Here is an 18,202-nt window from a genome sequence, read left to right on the forward strand (position 1 = left end):
TTTCTTTTAAACTAAGTATAACGGTAGCAGGGGTAACGAACAATTATTATTACTTAAAAGAATGAAATTGGGACAGAACGATCGGCTTCAGAAAATGTTAAGGTTTCCGAATGCGTAGGTTCTGTCCCAAAGAGTATTTTAAGATTTGGTTATTTCGTGATAAGTTATACGCTTGTACTTATTTATTGGCATCTAAGGTAACTTTTTCATCTGCCGTAGTCGTTTTAACATCTACTGTATAAACAAGTTTATTGTTATTTTTGGTTAACTTCCAAGTCAAAATACGTGGAGAAAGTCCTCCAACTTCTTTTTTTGCTTTGGCTAAAACGTCGTTAACAGCGCCTAATTCTTTGACTTCAGCAGCTGAAAAGGCTGTCTCGTTTTCGCCAAGTTGATTTGCTTCAGTATTTTTGGTGACTTTTCCTGTTTCAGGATTCACGTAAAGTGTTTCTGTATCGTTGGTAAAGATATAGCTGTAGTCACTTTCTGGTTTTGTATCAAATTGGACATTTACTAATGGTTTGCTGTTGCCGGCTTCTTTTTCGTAGATTTCAGCAGCTTGCTGCAAACTAACTTTGTACTTTGTATCCGTGACGGCATCTTTTCCTACGCCGCAACTAGCTAAAATAAAAATAGCTCCTAAAAGTGAAAAAAATAGTAAAAATGGTTTTTTTAACATGAAATTACCTCGTTTCCTTTTATTAAGTATTCACAATCACTTAGTATACGGAGGTTTTATAAGAAATACAAATAAAAAACAATCCTTTAAGAGAAATTAAAGGATTGTTTTTTTGTTATTTATTCTGCACGTAAAGCAACTGCCGCATCTTTTTTCGCTGCCATTCGGGCAGGAATATGGCCACCAATCATGGTTAAGATTGTGCTAATTACAATCAAAATAATCCCGTGAATTGGATTTAAGGTGGCAACATTTTCTAAATCAGTCAGGTTATAGAGCACTGCATTGATCGGAAATGTTGCGAGAAAGGCAATCACAACACCAAGAATACCAGAGGCAACGCCTAAAATAGCAGTTTCGGCATCGAACACCCGGGTAATATCTTTTTTACGAGCTCCTAACGCTTTCAGAATACCGATTTCTTTGGTCCGCTCAATGACAGAAGTATAGGTGATGATTCCAATCATAATCATACTTGTTACAAGGGAAATCCCAGCAAATGCAATCAGCACATAGGTGATGGCATCCATTAAACCACCTGTTAAGCGGGTCATTGTTCCAGCTAAATCAGAATAGATGATTTGGTCTTTTTTATCTTTTCCTTTGTTATAAGCATCTAAATAATCAAGAATTTTATCTTTTGATTTGAAATCGTTTGGATAAATCATAATACTTGAAGGAATTTCATTCGCTCCTAAATAAGACAACAGGTTTTCTTTCGCGGAAGCATCTAATGTTTCGTTAGTCATAACGTTAGTGTTGCTGGCTTCTTGCGCTTTAACAATATCAGAGGTTTTGTTTTTGGCAATCATATTAGTTGAAAGTGCATCGCTATAAGCAATTCCAGGTGCTAATAGATTCATTGTTGAAGAATCTTTAATTCGCAAAATCCCTGAAATTGTTAATTCGGTATTTTCTGGGTTATCGTAAACAGCTTGCAAATCTTGGTTAGGAATGAAGTTGCCTGTCGGTAATTTGGTGTAAAATGCATTATTATTGGCTAATTTCATTTTTGTGCCAACAATGTCTGAAAAGGCAATCTTTTGATTATCTTTCACGTCAAAGCCAAGATTTTTTAAAGCATTAATATTGGTGGTATTGTTACTATCAACGATTAAAACGACATCGGTTTCTTTTTCTGGATAATTTCCTTCAAGCAACGAGTAATTGTCTTTTAAGAAATTGTTTTTTCCATTTTCTAGTTGTTTAGGAAAAGCAGAAACGCCGACGCCAGTTTGGGCAGCCATCATAGAAGCCATCGCGTTTGATTGGCCGTCGGGTGCATCGTTTGAAAATTTGACAGCTTGTGCTTTCCCGTTGATTTCTCTTAATAAGTTCATATTGACTAGACGAGTATAGCCGATATTATTACTTAATTCAGGATCAATGTGATTGACATAGTCAATAAACTTTTGATCAATTAAATTCGTGTGTTGCGCACGGTCCGCATCGCTAATTTTAGCAGTCACTTCTTTTTCTTTCGGGAAGGTGCCTTTTTTGTCCTGATTATTGAAACTTTCTGGATCTTGATCGGTCGCTATTTTAGAAATGGTAATCGGAAATTGCGCTAACGTTTCCGACTGAGTTTTATCAATTTGTTTCTGGAATCCTGTTGAAAGAGAAAGGACAATCGCGATACTGATAATTCCGATACTTGAAGCAAAGGCGGTTAAAAAAGTTCGCCCTTTTTTAGTGCGGATATTATTAAAAGATAAACGCAGCGCAGTCGTGAATTTCATTTTGGTGCGTTTCAATTCGAAAGGTTCTTTTTTTTCATGTTCAATATGAGGACGCGAGTCATGACGAATTTGGCCATCTGAAAATTCAATAATTCGATCAGCGTATTCATGAGCTAATTCAGGATTGTGGGTCACCATAATGACTAATTTTTCTTTCGAAAGTTCTTGGATAAGTGCCATAATTTGCAGGCTAGTTTCTGAATCCAATGCACCAGTTGGTTCATCACAAAGTAAAATATCGGGATCATTAGCTAAAGCGCGAGCAATGGCAACCCGTTGCATTTGACCGCCAGATAATTGGGAAGGTTTTTTATGGATATGGTCCTTCAAACCGACACGGATGAGTGCATCTTCGGCTTTTTGGCGTCTTTCTGCTTTTGAAATACCACTCAGTGTCATACCAAGCTCGACATTATCCAAAATCCCTTGATGACTAATTAAGTTGTAACTTTGAAAAATAAAACCAATTGAGTTATTCCGATAAGCATCCCAGTCGGCTTCTTTAAAATTTTTTGTTGATTTGCCGTTAATGATTAAGTCACCAGAATCGTAATTGTCCAATCCGCCAATCACATTCAACATCGTCGTTTTACCAGAGCCGCTGGGACCCAGAATGGCTACAAATTCTTGTTTTCGAAAAGCGACAGAGACGCCATCTAAAGCTTTAGTGGTCGTTCCGCCGACAGTATAATATTTTTTTATCTCTTTGAGTTCTAGCATATTTTTCGCATCCTTCTTCCAATTTATCAACAACACAACCTTAAGTTAGTGTATAACGTAACATAATAGTTAACAAAAATCAATCATTACCATTTGATAATCAAGTGAATTTAGTATACACTAGGTGGGAAACGAGGGAGAACATATGGATAAAGAGAAGCATTCATCAAATTTAGATATTAGTGTCTTTACTGAAATTTTTTCATATATGAGCCAATTGCTTTTTAAAGACCTAGACTTGGAGGATCTAAAATTAACCAAGTTAGACATGTTAATTTTATTAATTGTGGCAACAAATGAAGGAATTAGTATGACGGAGTTAGCCAACCAAGTAGGAACGTCGAAAGTTCAAGTGAGTCGCTCTATTGCGGGGTTAGAAGAACGAGCGATTGTTCAACGTCGCCATAATCAAGAAAATCGCCGCGTGGTTAATGTTTATACGACAAAAGAAGGCGAGAAGCTCTTTAAGCAAAAAGAAAATCAAGTAAAACAGCAACTATCTGAAACGCTTAGTGTTCTTTCGTTAGAGGATTATCAAGAAGTCAATCAACACTTTTTGGCGGTCATGAAAATTTTGTCCAATTATCAAGCGCTACGAAGAAAAACGTGTAAGGAAAACAACGCCAAAAAATAAAAAACATCGTTTGGCTATAAACCAAACGATGTTTTTTTCTAGCCTTTGACAGAGCCAGAAGTCACGCCTTCTACATAGAAACGTTGCATTAATATAAATAAAATAGTAATTGGAATGGCAATCAGCACACATCCTGCTGTAAAAGCCATGAATAGTGAATTGGCTGTTGATTTGGTCATCATCGAAAAGAGACCAATCGCAACGGTGTAATTTTCAACTTTATCACCCATAATAACTTTTGCGAAAATAAAATCCATCCAAGGGCCCATGAAGGCGGTTAAAGAAGTATAGACAATAATTGGTTTCGACAATGGCAACGTAATTTTTGTGAAAATTTGCCACTTGTTGGCACCGTCAATCATAGCCGATTCGTCTAAAGCCATCGGAATGGTATCGAAGAACCCTTTGGCGATGTAAAAACCTAGCGCCGAACCTGCAGAGTAAACCAGAATTAAAGCGAATAAACTTTCAGTTAAATTTAAGGCTTTTAAAATATAGTAAACGGCAATCATGCTCATAAAACCAGGGAACATATTTAAAACGAGCGCCACTTTTAAAAATGGTTTTCTTAAGCGGAAACGCAACCGTGACAGCGCATAAGCCATTGCGATTGTAATAAAAGTTGATAACAGACAGCTTGCGATGGAGACGAACAAGGTGTTCAAAAACCAACGGACAAAGGGGAAGTTGCCAGTCTGATTTGTTAATAATACTTTATAATTTTCTAAAGTGAATGTTTTGGGAATGATATAGGGAACAAATGCACCGCCTTCGCCACGAAAACTTGTTAAGATAATCCACACAATGGGGAACATCCAAAAAACTGCTAAAATGGTTAGAATGATGTAAACGCTGGTAAGTGCAGTGCGTTGTTTTTTCTGGTAACTTTTTGCTTTAGCCATAAGTTACGCCTCCTTAAATGAATTCGTCCGTGTATAGGCAATTAAACTGAAGACTGCGGAGAGAATGAAGATTAAAATACCAATCACAGAGGCTAAATTGTAATCCATTGTATCGACAGTCAATTTGTATAGCCAGGTAACTAAAAGGTCAGTTGAGCCTGCACCGTAGAAGTTAGAATTGGCTGGACCACCGCCTGTTAATAGATAAATGACATTGAAGTTATTGATGTTGCCAATAAACTGTTGAATCAGCGCCGGGGTCATCACAAATAGAATTTGTGGAAATGTAATACTTTTAAAAATTTGCCATTTATTGGCACCGTCAATTCTAGCTGCTTCGATTTGATCTTCAGGAAGATTTTGGATAATCCCTGTAGAGATTAACATCGTAGCAGGAATACCAATCCACATATTGACAACAATAATGGTTAATTTTGCCCAATTCGGATCTGTTAAGAAGGGGATAGAAGAATCGATTAAGCCCCAATTTAACAACAGAGCATTGATAGGTCCGGAACCATTTAAGAGGTTTCGCATAATTAAAAGTGAAACAAACGGAGGTACGGCCATCGTGATAACAAAAATAGTCCGCCAAAACGCTTTATATTTTAAGCCTTTTGTATTGATAAGCAAGGCTAAAATGATTCCAAAAAAGAAACAAGTTGCGGTTGCGAAAACAGCCCAAATCAAGGTCCAGCCAAGTACTGGAAAGAACGTTGAAGCCATATCGCCTGTGATTACATTACCTAGATTTGCCAATCCAACCCAAGTAAAAAGGTTTTTCGGTGGTAAATGGTTATGGTCGTAGTTGGTAAAGGCAATTGAAATCATATATAACAACGGCAAGATGGTAAAGAAAAGAACGCCTAGTAAGGGGATCGTCATTAAAGTTGCATGGAAACGTTCGTTTAACAAGCTACGTAAATCATCCATAGTTGTTGGAATTTTTTTGCCGGCTGTCTTTAATTCATATAGGTGACGGGCGCTTTTTAAATTGATTACATATAAAATGATTAGCGATAAACAGACTAAAATTGCTGCAATTCCGAATAATAATAAGAGCATTGAATTATCGCCTTCTTTTAGAACTTCAATCCCTAAAGAATCATCATATACTAATCCTTGCTGTTGGGTCCCTAGTGTTCCTAGCATCATTAATGCGTGGAAACCATTACGGATTAACCAATAGATAAAGCCAATTTCAGCTGTTAAAAAGATGATTCCCTTTAACCACTGCTTGTTGGCGAAGTTTGCAGCACCCATAACTAAAAAAGATAGTTTTGTAGCGAAGTCGCCTTTTTTAAAGACCTCTCGAAATGACGTCTGGGCTTTCTTTTTCTTGAACATCTTCGTTCACTCACTTTCTACTTAAATAAAAAAGATAGAGGAAATGGGACAGCAGATTGAAGCTCGTCCCATTTCTTTACTCTTTTTATTCTTTTGCTTCTTTTGATGTGTCTTGGACTAATTTATCTAATTTTGCTTGATAATCCGCAGGTTTGATATTGCCTTTGTACGTATCATTGATCACTGCATCCATCGCAGGCCAGAATGAAACGATTTCTGGGATTTTTGGCATTACCACAGAGTGGGTTGGTTGCGCCATTTCTAAGATAGCTTTTGCAACAGTATCTTGTGTAATTTCTTCGTTTGTTTGTAATTTTTTGTTTGAAGGGACAAAGCCGATTTCTTTAAAGTAAGTCATTTGTGCTTTTTCGCTGGTTAAATAGTTTGCTAATGTCATTGCGGCCAATGGTGCTTGTGTTTGTTGGTTGACAGCAAAACTACGAACGCCCAAGAAAGCTTTCATTTGTTTTTCTCCATTGCCAAAATCAATGGTTGGGTAGGCAGCGGCCCCCATTTTGTCGCCAAGAGCTTTTTCTACATCGTTTTTAGACCAAGGGCCGGAAAGGAAGGCATCCGTTTTGCCAGAACCTAGATTAGACAATGCTTCTGTATTTGATTGGATCACACCAGGATTATTTTTTTGATCGGCAATCCATTGTAATACTTCTATACCTTGTTGGTTGTTAAAGTTGGTACCTTTTGGATCTTCGCCATTTTCACCATATAAGTAATCGCCGTTACTCATAAATAAAGGACCAAAGATATAATTTGCGCCATCTTCGCCAAAATTGGTACCGATTTTGCCTTTTTCAGTTAAAGACTTCCAAGTTTTGATTTCCTCTGGAGAATACGTATCTTTGTTATAATAAAGAACTTGTGACTCTACGGCATAAGGGTAGGCATAGACTTTGTCTTTCCAAGTGACCCCTGCAACTGCTGAGTCGATATTGTTTTCTTTGACTTCTTTTTCATATTTTGTGTTAGGGTAAATCAGACCAGCTTCTGCCATTTGACCAATTTGATCATGTGGCATCATGAAAACATCTGCGGCAGCTTTAGGATCTTTTGCAATGTCTTTTTTAGCATCTGCCGAATTTCCAGCAGTTAAGTTAACTTTAATATCGGGGTTTTCTTTTTCAAAATCGGCGACAACTTTTTTAAAGACGCCCATATATTCAGTATCAACCCATAATTTTATGTCACCAGCTGCTTTATTTGCTGAACCGCTTTCATTTTCAGCTTTCGTTTTTTCTGCGCCACCACAGGCAGTAAGTAAAACCGCGGAAGCACTTAAAAGGATACCGCCCATTAAAATCTTTTTCCAATTCGCTTTCATTTTTGAACCCTCCAAAAATTATTTTTTACAAGTCTTATTATGCAACCGATTGCGGAAATAATCAAGTGTTTTTCATCGAGAAAGTTAAAAAAGTTTTTTTGTTATAAATAACATACTGTTTGTTTAAAGTGGTGTATACCACTAATTAAGCATTTTAAATAAAAAAATAAAAAAGGGTATACAGATGCAATCGTTTGCGCTAAAATGTGTTCGAGTATTAGAAAATACACGAAAAGCGACAATTAAAGGAGAGAATTAAATGAACACTGCTGCAATCTACCATCGTCCAGAAAGTGAATTTGCTTATCTTTATACAGAAGAAACAATGCATATTCGTTTGCGTACGGCAAAAGGCGACATTGCCTCTGTCCAATTAGTGCAAGGAGATCCTTATCTTTTAGGGAAAGAAAAGTGGTACCAACAGTCGTTAACCATGGAGAAGTTAGTATCTACGGAGTTATATGATTACTGGTTTATTGCATTAAGTGCAAAATTTAAACGCCTTTCATATGCTTTTACTTTAGTAGGGACGGATGGCTTGACGGCGTTTTATGGCGAACACGGCATTTATCCTTTAGAAGAAAAGTATTTAGCGATGGCGAATAATTATTTTCGGATGCCGTATTTTCATGAAATCGATCGTTTTAAAGCACCTGAATGGGTGAAAGAAACGGTTTGGTATCAAATATTTCCAGAGCGTTTTGCAAATGGTGATCCCGCCAATGATCCTGAAGGGACGTTGCCGTGGGGATCTAAAAGACCAGATCGACAAGATTTTTTTGGTGGGGATTTGCAAGGGGTGCTAGATCATCTTGATTACATTGAAGATTTAGGTGTTAACGGCTTATATTTTTGCCCAATTTTTGAAGCGTTTTCTAATCACAAATATGATACGATTGATTATTTAAAAATTGACCCAGCTTTTGGTGATGGCGCTACCTTTAAGCGCTTAGTCGAAGAGTGTCATCGACGGGGCATTAAGATTATGTTGGACGCCGTTTTTAATCATATGGGGGACACTTCGCCTCAATGGCAAGATGTGTTAAAAAATGGCCAGGACTCAATTTATGCCGATTGGTTCCACGTAAATGAGTTTCCAGCTAGCTATGAAGAAAGTGCTGATTTTGAAGAAGCAAGCAACATTACCTATGATACTTTTGCATTCACTCCGCATATGCCTAAATTAAATACAGCAAATCCAGAAGTGCAAGCCTATCTTTTAGAAATTGCTCGTTATTGGATTGAGGAATATGATATTGACGCCTGGCGTTTAGATGTGGCAAACGAAGTGGATCATGCGTTCTGGAAAAAATTCCGGCAAACATGTGATGACGCAAAAGAAGATTTTTATATTTTAGGAGAAATTTGGCACTCGTCGCAAAGCTGGCTCCAAGGAGACGAATTTCATGCAGTGATGAATTATGCATACACAGATGCGATTATGGGCTACTTTGTCAAGCAAGAACTGTCCTTGGAAAAGATGCTTTCTGAAATGAACAACCAGTTAATGCTCTATCGACAACAAACGAATCAAATGCAGTTTAATGTTTTAGATTCCCACGATACACCACGCTTATTGCATGAAACGAAAGAGGATAAAGAGCTGATGCGCCAAGTATTAGCGTTTACGTATATTCAACCAGGCGTCCCTTGTCTTTACTATGGTGATGAAATTGGTATGACAGGTGATATGGATCCTGATTGTCGTCGTTGTATGGTTTGGGAGGAAAATCAGCAAGATTTGGATTTGAAGGAATTTGTAAAATCATTGATTGCCCTTCGCAAAAAGTATGCGGCTGTTTTTTCTGGTGGAACAATCGATTGGACAGGCACTTCTTTTGAAACGGGGTTGATTAGACTCGCTTGTTGTTTGGATGAACAAACGATCTATGGGATTTTTAATACTGGCCAAGAGACACAATTTGTTGATAGAACTGATCGAGAAGTTTTGCTAAGTTCTTCTATCGAAACTGCTTCAGAACAGATAATGGTTTTACCAAAAGGTTTTCTTTTATATCAAGCATAATAATTAAGCAAAGGAATGTGAAGAAGAATGGAAAAACATTGGTGGCAAGAAGTCGTGGTTTATCAGATTTATCCTCGCAGTTTTAAGGATAGCAATGGAGATGGCATTGGAGATTTACCAGGAATTATTGAAAAATTGGATTATTTGGAAACGTTAGGCATTGGGGCTATTTGGTTATCACCAGTTTATCAATCACCCAATGATGACAATGGTTATGACATTTCTGATTATGAAGCGATTATGACAGAGTTTGGGACGATGGCGGATATGGATCGTCTAATTGAGGAAGCGAAAAAGCGAAAGATTGAAATTGTTATGGACTTAGTGGTTAACCATACGTCAGATGAACATCGTTGGTTTATTGAAGCGAAAAAAAGCAAGGAGAACCCCTACCGAGACTATTATGTATGGGCTGATCCTGCTTCAGATGGCGGTGTGCCTAACCGATTGAAATCTGCCTTTTCGGGTTCGGCGTGGACGTTTGATGAAGCGAGTGGGCAATACTATTTGCATTTGTTTAGTAAAAAACAACCAGATTTAAATTGGGAAAACCAACAAATGCGTCAGTCGGTTTACGAGATGATGAATTTTTGGATTGATAAAGGAATTGGCGGTTTCCGTTTAGATGTAATTGACTTAGTGGGTAAAATTCCAGGAGAAGAGATCACCGCGAATGGGCCTCATTTACATCGTTATTTACAAGAAATGAACGCCGCGACATTTGGCGGCAAAGAGCTGTTAACTGTAGGTGAAACATGGGGGGCCACACCTGAGATTGCAAAAATGTACTCTAGTCCAGAGCGTCATGAATTATCTATGATTTTTCAGTTTGAACATATGAGCTTGGATCAACAACCAGGTAAAGAAAAATGGGACCTTCAGCCAATGGAAGTTGCCAAGTTGAAACAGGTTTTTGCAAAATGGCAAACAGAATTAGGAAATGATGGCTGGAATTCTTTATTTTGGAATAACCATGATTTACCGAGAATGATTTCACGTTGGGGAAATGATCAGGAATATTGGTTGGAAAGTAGTAAGTTATTCGCTATTTTACTGCACATGATGAAAGGCACACCTTATATTTATCAAGGGGAAGAAATTGGTATGACCAATACGCCGATTACAGATATTCGTGAAGCGCGGGACATCGAAACGATTAACATGTACCATGAGTATCTAGAAAAAGGATATTCTAAAGAAGAAATTTTGCTGAAAATTAATACTAAAGGTCGTGATAATGCACGCCGGCCTATGCAGTGGACCGCTGAAAAAAATGCGGGCTTTACGACTGGTACACCTTGGATTGATGTTAATCCCAATTATCAAACGATTAACGTCGCTGCTGCTTTGGCAGATAAAAATTCACTATTCTATACGTACCAAGAAATGATTCGTTTGAGAAAAGAACATCCTTTAATTGTTTGGGGCAACTTTGAATTGCTAGAAACAGTGGACGAAGTGATCAGTTTTTATCGTACCTATGGTGAGGAACGCTGGCTTGTTGCAACAAACTTTTCTGACAAAGTTCAGCCATTTTCTGCAGACGTTTCTGTAGAACAAGTAATGATTGAAAATATGCCGACAGATGTCACTGCTTTAGCAGACTATTCGTTAGCGCCTTGGCAAGCATTTGTTGTGAAAGTGAGTCAATAAGATGGACCAATGGTGGAAAAATGCTGTCGGTTATCAAATTTATCCTCGGAGTTTTAAAGATAGCAACGGGGATGGCATTGGTGATTTGCAGGGAATTATTGAGAAATTACCGTATTTAAAAGAACTAGGGGTCGATTTTTTATGGTTAAATCCGATTTACACTTCGCCAAACGTTGACAATGGTTATGATATTGCGGATTATCAAGGGATTCAGCCAGAATTTGGTACGATGGAAGATTTTCAAGAACTTTTGGATCAAGCGCATCAATTAGGTTTGAAGATTATTCTTGATCTAGTAGTCAATCATACCAGTGATCAACATCCGTGGTTTGTTGAAGCAAAAAAAAGTTTAGATAATCCGTATCGTGAGTATTATTTATGGGCCGATGCGACACCAGAACGTATGCCGAATGAATGGCAAAGCTTTTTTGGTGGCTCGACTTGGACGTATGACGCGGGTACAAAACAAGCATATTTTCATGTGTTTGCAAAAGAGCAACCTGATTTGAACTGGAAAAATCCTAAAGTTCGTGAAGAGATTTATGCGATGATTCGCTGGTGGTTAGATTTGGGAATTGATGGTTTCCGATTGGATGCGATTAGTCATATCCAAAAAGAACCTTGGGATTTTAAAATTACCACGAATCCGTGGGCTCCATTTATGAATGTAAAAGGCATTGAAGACTATATGCTGGATTTGAAAGCTATTTTTGCTGAGTATGACATCATGACAGTGGGGGAAGCTAGTGGCGTTTCAAGTAAAAAAGCGGTGGAATGGACCAATGATGCGGGCTATCTGAATATGATTTTTGAATTAGAGCACAATGTTCGAGAAGGAAAGCCAGGAGAAGAACGGTTAAATATTTTAGGCTATAAAAAAGTAATGGCTCGCTGGCAAAAGCATTTAGGGACAGAAGGCTGGAATGCATTATATGTAGAAAATCATGATAATCCCAGAATCAATTCAATTTTAGGCAATGAAACCTCTCATTCTGCTAAGGCGATTGGAACAATCGCCTTGCTCTTGCGAGGAACACCGTTTATTTATCAAGGACAGGAAATCGGCATGGTTAATTATCCGTTTCAACAGATTGACGAGTTAGATGCTAAAGATTCTCATAACCATTATCGTTTGCTTATAGAAAGTGGCTACGATGCGAAACAAGCATTAAAAGAAGTGGCGCATTGGACGCGGGACCATTCGCGTACGCCTATGCAGTGGACGAGTCAAGAGGCAAGTTCATTCACCTCGGGGCATCCGTGGTTAGCAATTCATCCCAATTTCAAAGAAATAAATGTGGATGACCAAGAAACGGATGCGCAATCCGTGTTGAATTATTATAAAAAGTTAATTGCGTTGCGGAAAGACAATCCGGTCTTTACAGATGGACAGTTTGAACTATTAGCGCCCAATCATCCGTCTGTTTTTGCTTTTTTAAGAAAAACAACTGAGGCAACAGCGTTAGTGATTGTCAATTTAAGTGGAGAAAAGTGCCAATTTGACTTGCCGAATAAATTACTAGGCAGAAAGTGGCAACAATTATTAGGGAATCAAGATTTTACGGTGAAGAAACGGATGCAGTTAGCACCTTATCAGGCAGGCGTATTCCAATAACTGATTTGTTCTATAACGAGTGCAAGAGGCTTACTTTTAAGTGGGGCGCTTGCACTCGTTTTTAGGAACTTCAACAACCGAGAGACTCCATAAATAATTGAATTTTTACAGAAATGCGTTATACTTACTTTGGGTAAGTTATTTAATTTTTATGAAAGTAGGGGGAAATGATGCCGAAAACACGTGTAGAAGCATTTACAGATGCAGTCATTGCGATTATTTTAACGTTATTAATTTTAGAATTAAAAATTCCTGAAAAAGCAGATTGGTCTGCTCTGACTCAATCTGGACACAAAATCATTATTTATTTAATTAGTTTTGTTACTTTATTGATTTATTGGAACAATCATCATCATTTATTTCAAAGTGTCCGTAAAATTGATGGACGTGTCCTTTGGATGAATAATTTATTAATTTTGACGTTGACGTTTTTCCCGTTTGTTACTGGTTGGGTGGGTGAACATCCGTTTTCTTGGCCGCCACAAGCTTTGTATGGCTTAGTAGTATTAGGAGCTGATGTTGCTTATTATCTAGTGGTGCGGGCATTGATTCAGGCAAATGGGCCCAAATCCGAAGTACAACGTTTGTTTGGCCACTATCCAAAATTAACGCTTTCGATTGTGTTGAATATTATTGCGTTGATTGTGGGCAAACTGGTAGCGCCAATCGCTGTCCTGATTATTGATACGATTGTTTTAGTCATGTGGTTTATTCCTGAGCGAAAAGCAGAAATAAAGGAAATTTTAAAGTAGTTATTTTTTATTTATAACAAAAAAGTCATAAATCTTTTGACAAGAATGTCAAACTCCTCTATTATAAGAAGTGGATAAAAACTGAATAATTGTTAGGTGAGGCTCCTATTTGGACAAATGCTGCTGCCGCGAAAGGATCGAGAGACCCTTAGTTGGTTGAACAGGAATAATCGTGAAGGTTATTCATAATGTAGCTGATACATGTTATCTACGCCCTATAGTGCTAAAGCTCAACGATAGAGAATCTTATTTAAAGATGGTATTTTGGGACGTACTCTATTGTTGAGTAGGTCCTTTTTTGTGTGTTTGGCAAAAAAGCAATTATTCACTGGAAGTATAAATAAGAAAAAGAAAGGATGACTGTCATGGAAGACCCTGGAAGTGAACAGAGAAACAAAATACAGTCACCAACGAAAGGAGAAGATTTTAGCGCTCTTTTCGGCAGGTGACCACAACCTTGGAGGAAAAGAAAATGATGAACAAAAAAACAATGGATATGAGAAAAGCAACCAAAGATCAAGAATTACGTAAATTGGCGTTGCTTTCTGAACGGGAATTAATGATGGAATTACGGACATCTGAAAAAGGACTCTCGAATGAAGATGCCGAAAAAAGATTAGAGGAATTTGGACCAAACGAAGTTTCTGCACAAAAGCCAACCCCAGCAATTATTTTATTTTTAAGTGCATTCAAAGATCCATTTGTCTATGTCTTAGCCTTATTGATGGTCGTTTCAACTTTAACGAAAGATTTCGAAGCCGCTATCGTGATGGGCGTGATGATTTTAGCCAGTGTCTTGATTGCTTTTATACAAGAGTATCGTTCTCAAAAAGCGAGTTTGGATTTAAAAGAATTAATTGAAAACACCGCTGCAGTGACACGGGAAGGAATTACGAAAGAAATTCCAATGGACGAAATTGTTCCAGGAGACATTGTAACTTTAGCTACAGGAGACATGATTCCTGCAGATGCCGTGTTGATTTGGACCAAAGATTTATTCGTTAATCAATCGTCGCTAACAGGCGAATCCATGCCTGTCGAAAAATTTGTGGATGCAGGTGTGGATCGTCAACAAACAGAGGTTTCTGCATTAGATATGCAAGACCTAGTGTTTATGGGCACAGATGTCTTGAGTGGACAAGGAAAAGCGATTATTTTAAAAACTGGGCAACATACATTTTTTGGTGATATTGCTAAAAATGCTACAACACAACGAGGAAAAACTAGTTTTGACTTAGGCTTAGCAAAAGTCAGTAAGTTTTTATTACGAATGGTAATGATTTTGTTTCCAATCGTTTTCTTGATTAATGGTTTAACTAAAGGTGCTTGGGGCGAAGCGTTTTTCTTCGCGATTGCCGTTGCAGTTGGTTTGACACCAGAAATGTTGCCAATGATTGTTACGAGTAACTTAGCCAAGGGTGCATTATGCTTATCGAAACATAAAGTCATTGTTAAAGAATTAGCGGCTATCCAAAATTTGGGTGGTATGGATGTGCTCTGTACAGATAAGACTGGAACGATTACCGAAGATCGTGTAGTTTTGGTTCAACATTTGAATCCATTAGGTGATTTGAGTGACGAGGTTCTAAATTTAGCCTACTTAAATTCTTCTTATCAAACAGGTTGGAAAAATTTAATGGATATTGCCGTTATTAATTTTTATGAAGAGCATCAATGGAAAACGCCGTTTAAAAATGTCACTAAAATTGATGAAATTCCTTTTGATTTTTCCAGACGCCGCTTAACGGTTGTCGTGAATGCAGATGATCATCAATTGATGATTACGAAAGGCGCCGTGGAAGAAATGGAAGAAGTGTGCACGCATGCGCAAATTAATGGCGAAATTGTACCATTAAGCACTGCTGTACGAGAAGAACTACGCCGAGTGAATGTTCAAATGAACAAACAAGGGATGCGTGTGTTAGCGGTAGCTGTAAAAAAAGATGTCCATAAAGAAGCAGTTTATTCAGTTGAAGATGAAAAAGAGATGACATTGATTGGGTTTATGGGTTTTCTTGATCCAGCAAAAGAGTCAGCTGTCAGCGCTATCCGCTCCTTGCATGAACATGGTGTCAACGTGAAAGTGCTAACGGGCGATAATGACATTGTCGCCAAAAAAGTCTGTAAAGATGTAGGTATTGAAGTTTCCCATGTGTTATTAGGTTCTCAAATTGAAGCAATGACAGATGAAGAGTTGCGTGCGCAAGTGGAAGAAACTAATTTATTTGCCAAATTAAATCCGATGCAAAAATCTAAAATTATTGAATTGCTACAAGCAAAAGGTCATACGGTTGGTTTTATGGGGGATGGCATTAACGATGCACCGGCATTACGAAAAGCTGATGTGGGCATTTCAGTAGATACTGCAGCTGATATTACTAAAGATGCTAGTTCGATTATTTTACTGGAAAAAAGTTTAAATGTACTGGAATCTGGTGTGATTGAAGGACGAAAAGTATTTAGCAATATGATGAAATATATTAAAATTACCATCAGTTCTAATTTTGGGAATGTCTTTTCAATTTTAGTAGCCAGTGCCTTTTTACCATTTCTACCAATGCTTTCCTTACAACTCTTGATTCAAAATTTGATTTATGATGTAGCTCAGTTGACAATTCCTTGGGATAATGTCGATGAAGAAGAGTTATTAAGCCCTGTTCGGTGGGAAACGAACGGACTAGCGAAATTTACGGTATGTATTGGCCCGGTAAGTAGTATTTTCGATATTCTAACGTATCTTGTCATGTGGTTTGTGTTTAGCGCCAATAGTTTGGCAACTCAACATTTATTCCAAACAGGTTGGTTTATGGTGGGACTTGTTAGTCAAACGTTAGTTGTTCATATGGTCCGGACGCGGAAAATACCATTCATTCAAAGTCGTGCGTCAATGCCTGTGATGTTAAGTAGTTTAGGCGCAATCTTACTCGGTTTCTTGATTGTAGCAACGCCTATAAGAGAGGTTTTTGACTTTGTGAAACTTCCGGCTAACTACTGGCCATGGTTCTTTGGAATCATCATTGCGTACATGTTAACTGTTGAAGTAGCTAAACGTCTATATATTAAAATTACCAAGGAATGGATTTAGTAAAATCTACTGAAAGAGAAAAGAATTTGCTAAGCTGTATTACTCGTTTTGCGAAAATTTGGTGATTTTAAGCAATGAATGTTCGTGATAAAACCTAAGGTAAAGTATTTGGCAAAAAAGCGAGCCAAAAAAAATAAAAATTAACGAAAAAAACTTTGTTCTCTAAAAAATAAAAAACCGCATGCTGAGTAGGTTACTCGGCTGACGGTTTTTATTTTTTGGTTTTTTCAAGATAATTTTCATGAAAACGCAAAGTTCGGAAATCAGATTACTAGCCAGCTCGGGGATGAGGGGGCTCGGATTAATAGAACTGTTATATAATATTTTCAAAATAGAATATAACAGTTAGGAGAAAAATAGTACAGAAGAAGTGTGGAACAGAAACCGTTTTCTTGTTTGTGAAAATTATCACTAAACCGCAAAAACATGCGGTTTTGCTCTTTTGTGAAAAAATGAAGAAATTAGAGTTTTTTTCTTGCGCTTTTTCGAATTTAGTGATAATTTGTTAAGTGTAGTCGATAAAAAGTAATACAGTTTCGCACTCTGTTTTACTTTTATCGAAATTAAAGAAACGTAATAGAGAGGATTGTGTGACAAAATGGCAAAGGCTAAGAAACAAAAACCTATTGACTTTAAAGAGCTAATGGCTAAAGTCGACGCTGATTTCCCAACTTTCCAAATCTTGGATCAAGATGGAAAAATTGTGAATGAAGATTTAGTACCTGATTTATCGGATGAGGAATTAGTTGAATTAATGACACGCATGGTTTGGTCTCGTGTGTTAGACCAACGTTCTACTGCATTAAACCGTCAAGGACGCTTAGGATTCTTCGCGCCAACAGCTGGACAAGAAGCAAGCCAATTGGCAAGTCAATTTGCAATGGAAAAAGAAGACTACTTACTACCAGGTTACCGTGATGTACCTCAATTAGTACAACATGGTTTACCATTAAGAGAAGCTTTCTTATGGTCTCGTGGTCACGTAGCAGGGAACTACTACGCGGAAGATTTAAATGCATTACCACCACAAATTATCATTGGTGCTCAATACATCCAAGCAGCTGGTGTTGCTTTAGGATTGAAAAAACGTGGAAAAGAAAATGTTGTCTTCACTTATACTGGTGACGGCGGTTCTTCACAAGGAGACTTCTATGAAGCAATTAACTTTGCTGGTGCTTACCAAGCAAACGGTGTCTTCATTATCCAAAACAATGGTTTTGCGATTTCTACACCTCGTGAAAAACAAACAGCGGCTAAAACTTTAGCTCAAAAAGCTGTTGCAGCAGGAATTCCTGGTATTCAAGTTGATGGTATGGATCCATTAGCAGTTTACGCAATTGCAAAAGAAGCACGCGATTGGTCAGCTGCAGGAAATGGTCCAGTTTTAATTGAAACATTAACTTATCGTTATGGTCCACATACTTTATCTGGAGACGATCCAACACGTTACCGTTCAAAAGAAATGGATGACGAATGGGTACAAAAAGATCCATTGACTCGTTTCCGTAAATATCTAACAGATAAAGGCTTATGGTCTGAAGCAAAAGAAGAAGAAATTATTGAAAAAACAAAAGAAGAAATCAAAGTAGCGATTGCAGAAGCGGATAAAGCGCCAAAACAAAAAGTTTCTGATTTCTTGAAAAATATGTTTGAAGTTCAACCTCAAACAATTAAAGAACAAATTGCATTTTATGAAGCGAAGGAGTCGAAATAA

At 37.6% G+C, this 18,202-nt stretch carries 12 protein-coding genes and 1 riboswitch; of the genes, 7 read left to right on the forward strand and 5 right to left on the reverse strand.

Annotated elements, in window-relative coordinates; all coding sequences use genetic code 11:
• Nucleotides 1-178: 178 nt before the first annotated feature.
• Both camE and IGJ90_RS05915 read right to left on the reverse strand, forming a co-directional pair.
• On the reverse strand, nt 179-679 hold the full coding sequence (gene camE / locus IGJ90_RS05910; RefSeq protein ID WP_002366593.1) for a plasmid sex pheromone cAM373 precursor: 501 nt from the start codon (nt 677-679) through the stop codon (nt 179-181).
• A gap of 119 nt (nt 680-798) precedes the next feature.
• Nucleotides 799-3,138 (reverse strand): ABC transporter ATP-binding protein/permease, encoded by a 2,340-nt coding sequence (locus IGJ90_RS05915; RefSeq protein WP_002360456.1) that lies wholly within the window; start codon nt 3,136-3,138, stop codon nt 799-801.
• A gap of 124 nt (nt 3,139-3,262) precedes the next feature.
• Here IGJ90_RS05915 and IGJ90_RS05920 point away from each other — a divergent pair, with 124 nt between their 5' ends.
• Complete coding sequence (locus IGJ90_RS05920; protein ID WP_002365578.1) at nt 3,263-3,772, forward strand: MarR family winged helix-turn-helix transcriptional regulator; 510 nt, start codon at nt 3,263-3,265, stop codon at nt 3,770-3,772.
• A gap of 38 nt (nt 3,773-3,810) precedes the next feature.
• On the opposite strand, the gene IGJ90_RS05925 is transcribed toward IGJ90_RS05920, so the two are convergent.
• The 3 genes from IGJ90_RS05925 to IGJ90_RS05935 all read right to left on the reverse strand — a co-directional run bounded on the left by IGJ90_RS05925 (nt 3,811) and on the right by IGJ90_RS05935 (nt 7,357).
• Nucleotides 3,811-4,674 (reverse strand): sugar ABC transporter permease, encoded by an 864-nt coding sequence (locus IGJ90_RS05925; protein WP_002360454.1) that lies wholly within the window; start codon nt 4,672-4,674, stop codon nt 3,811-3,813.
• 3 nt (nt 4,675-4,677) lie between these two features.
• On the reverse strand, nt 4,678-6,021 hold the full coding sequence (locus IGJ90_RS05930) for a carbohydrate ABC transporter permease (protein WP_002357775.1): 1,344 nt from the start codon (nt 6,019-6,021) through the stop codon (nt 4,678-4,680).
• An 85-nt stretch (nt 6,022-6,106) separates the two neighbouring features.
• Nucleotides 6,107-7,357, reverse strand: a complete 1,251-nt coding sequence (locus IGJ90_RS05935) for an extracellular solute-binding protein (RefSeq protein WP_438767737.1) — start codon at nt 7,355-7,357, stop codon at nt 6,107-6,109.
• 259 nt (nt 7,358-7,616) lie between these two features.
• On the opposite strand from IGJ90_RS05935, the gene IGJ90_RS05940 reads away from it, so the two are divergent.
• The 6 genes from IGJ90_RS05940 to pdhA all read left to right on the forward strand — a co-directional run bounded on the left by IGJ90_RS05940 (nt 7,617) and on the right by pdhA (nt 18,202).
• The gene (locus tag IGJ90_RS05940) at nt 7,617-9,383 is read left to right on the forward strand and encodes a glycoside hydrolase family 13 protein (protein WP_438767739.1); all 1,767 of its coding nucleotides are present in this window, start codon (nt 7,617-7,619) and stop codon (nt 9,381-9,383) included.
• A gap of 27 nt (nt 9,384-9,410) precedes the next feature.
• Complete coding sequence (locus IGJ90_RS05945) at nt 9,411-11,036, forward strand: glycoside hydrolase family 13 protein (protein ID WP_002366597.1); 1,626 nt, start codon at nt 9,411-9,413, stop codon at nt 11,034-11,036.
• Between the two features lies 1 nt (nt 11,037).
• A complete protein-coding gene (locus tag IGJ90_RS05950; protein WP_002366598.1) occupies nt 11,038-12,651 on the forward strand; it encodes a glycoside hydrolase family 13 protein in 1,614 nt (537 codons plus the stop codon).
• A gap of 170 nt (nt 12,652-12,821) precedes the next feature.
• A complete protein-coding gene (locus IGJ90_RS05955; protein WP_002392546.1) occupies nt 12,822-13,403 on the forward strand; it encodes a TMEM175 family protein in 582 nt (193 codons plus the stop codon).
• 81 nt (nt 13,404-13,484) lie between these two features.
• Nucleotides 13,485-13,652, forward strand: a riboswitch (M-box (ykoK) riboswitch).
• A gap of 223 nt (nt 13,653-13,875) precedes the next feature.
• Complete coding sequence (gene mgtA / locus IGJ90_RS05960; RefSeq protein ID WP_438767742.1) at nt 13,876-16,488, forward strand: magnesium-translocating P-type ATPase; 2,613 nt, start codon at nt 13,876-13,878, stop codon at nt 16,486-16,488.
• A 598-nt stretch (nt 16,489-17,086) separates the two neighbouring features.
• Nucleotides 17,087-18,202, forward strand: coding sequence for a pyruvate dehydrogenase (acetyl-transferring) E1 component subunit alpha (gene pdhA / locus IGJ90_RS05965; protein ID WP_002357768.1), 1,116 nt, complete (start codon nt 17,087-17,089; stop codon nt 18,200-18,202).

Origin of the sequence: Enterococcus sp. AZ129 (assembly GCF_051714505.1) — a bacterium.
In the GTDB taxonomy this organism is placed as follows: Bacteria; Bacillota; Bacilli; order Lactobacillales; family Enterococcaceae; genus Enterococcus; species Enterococcus faecalis.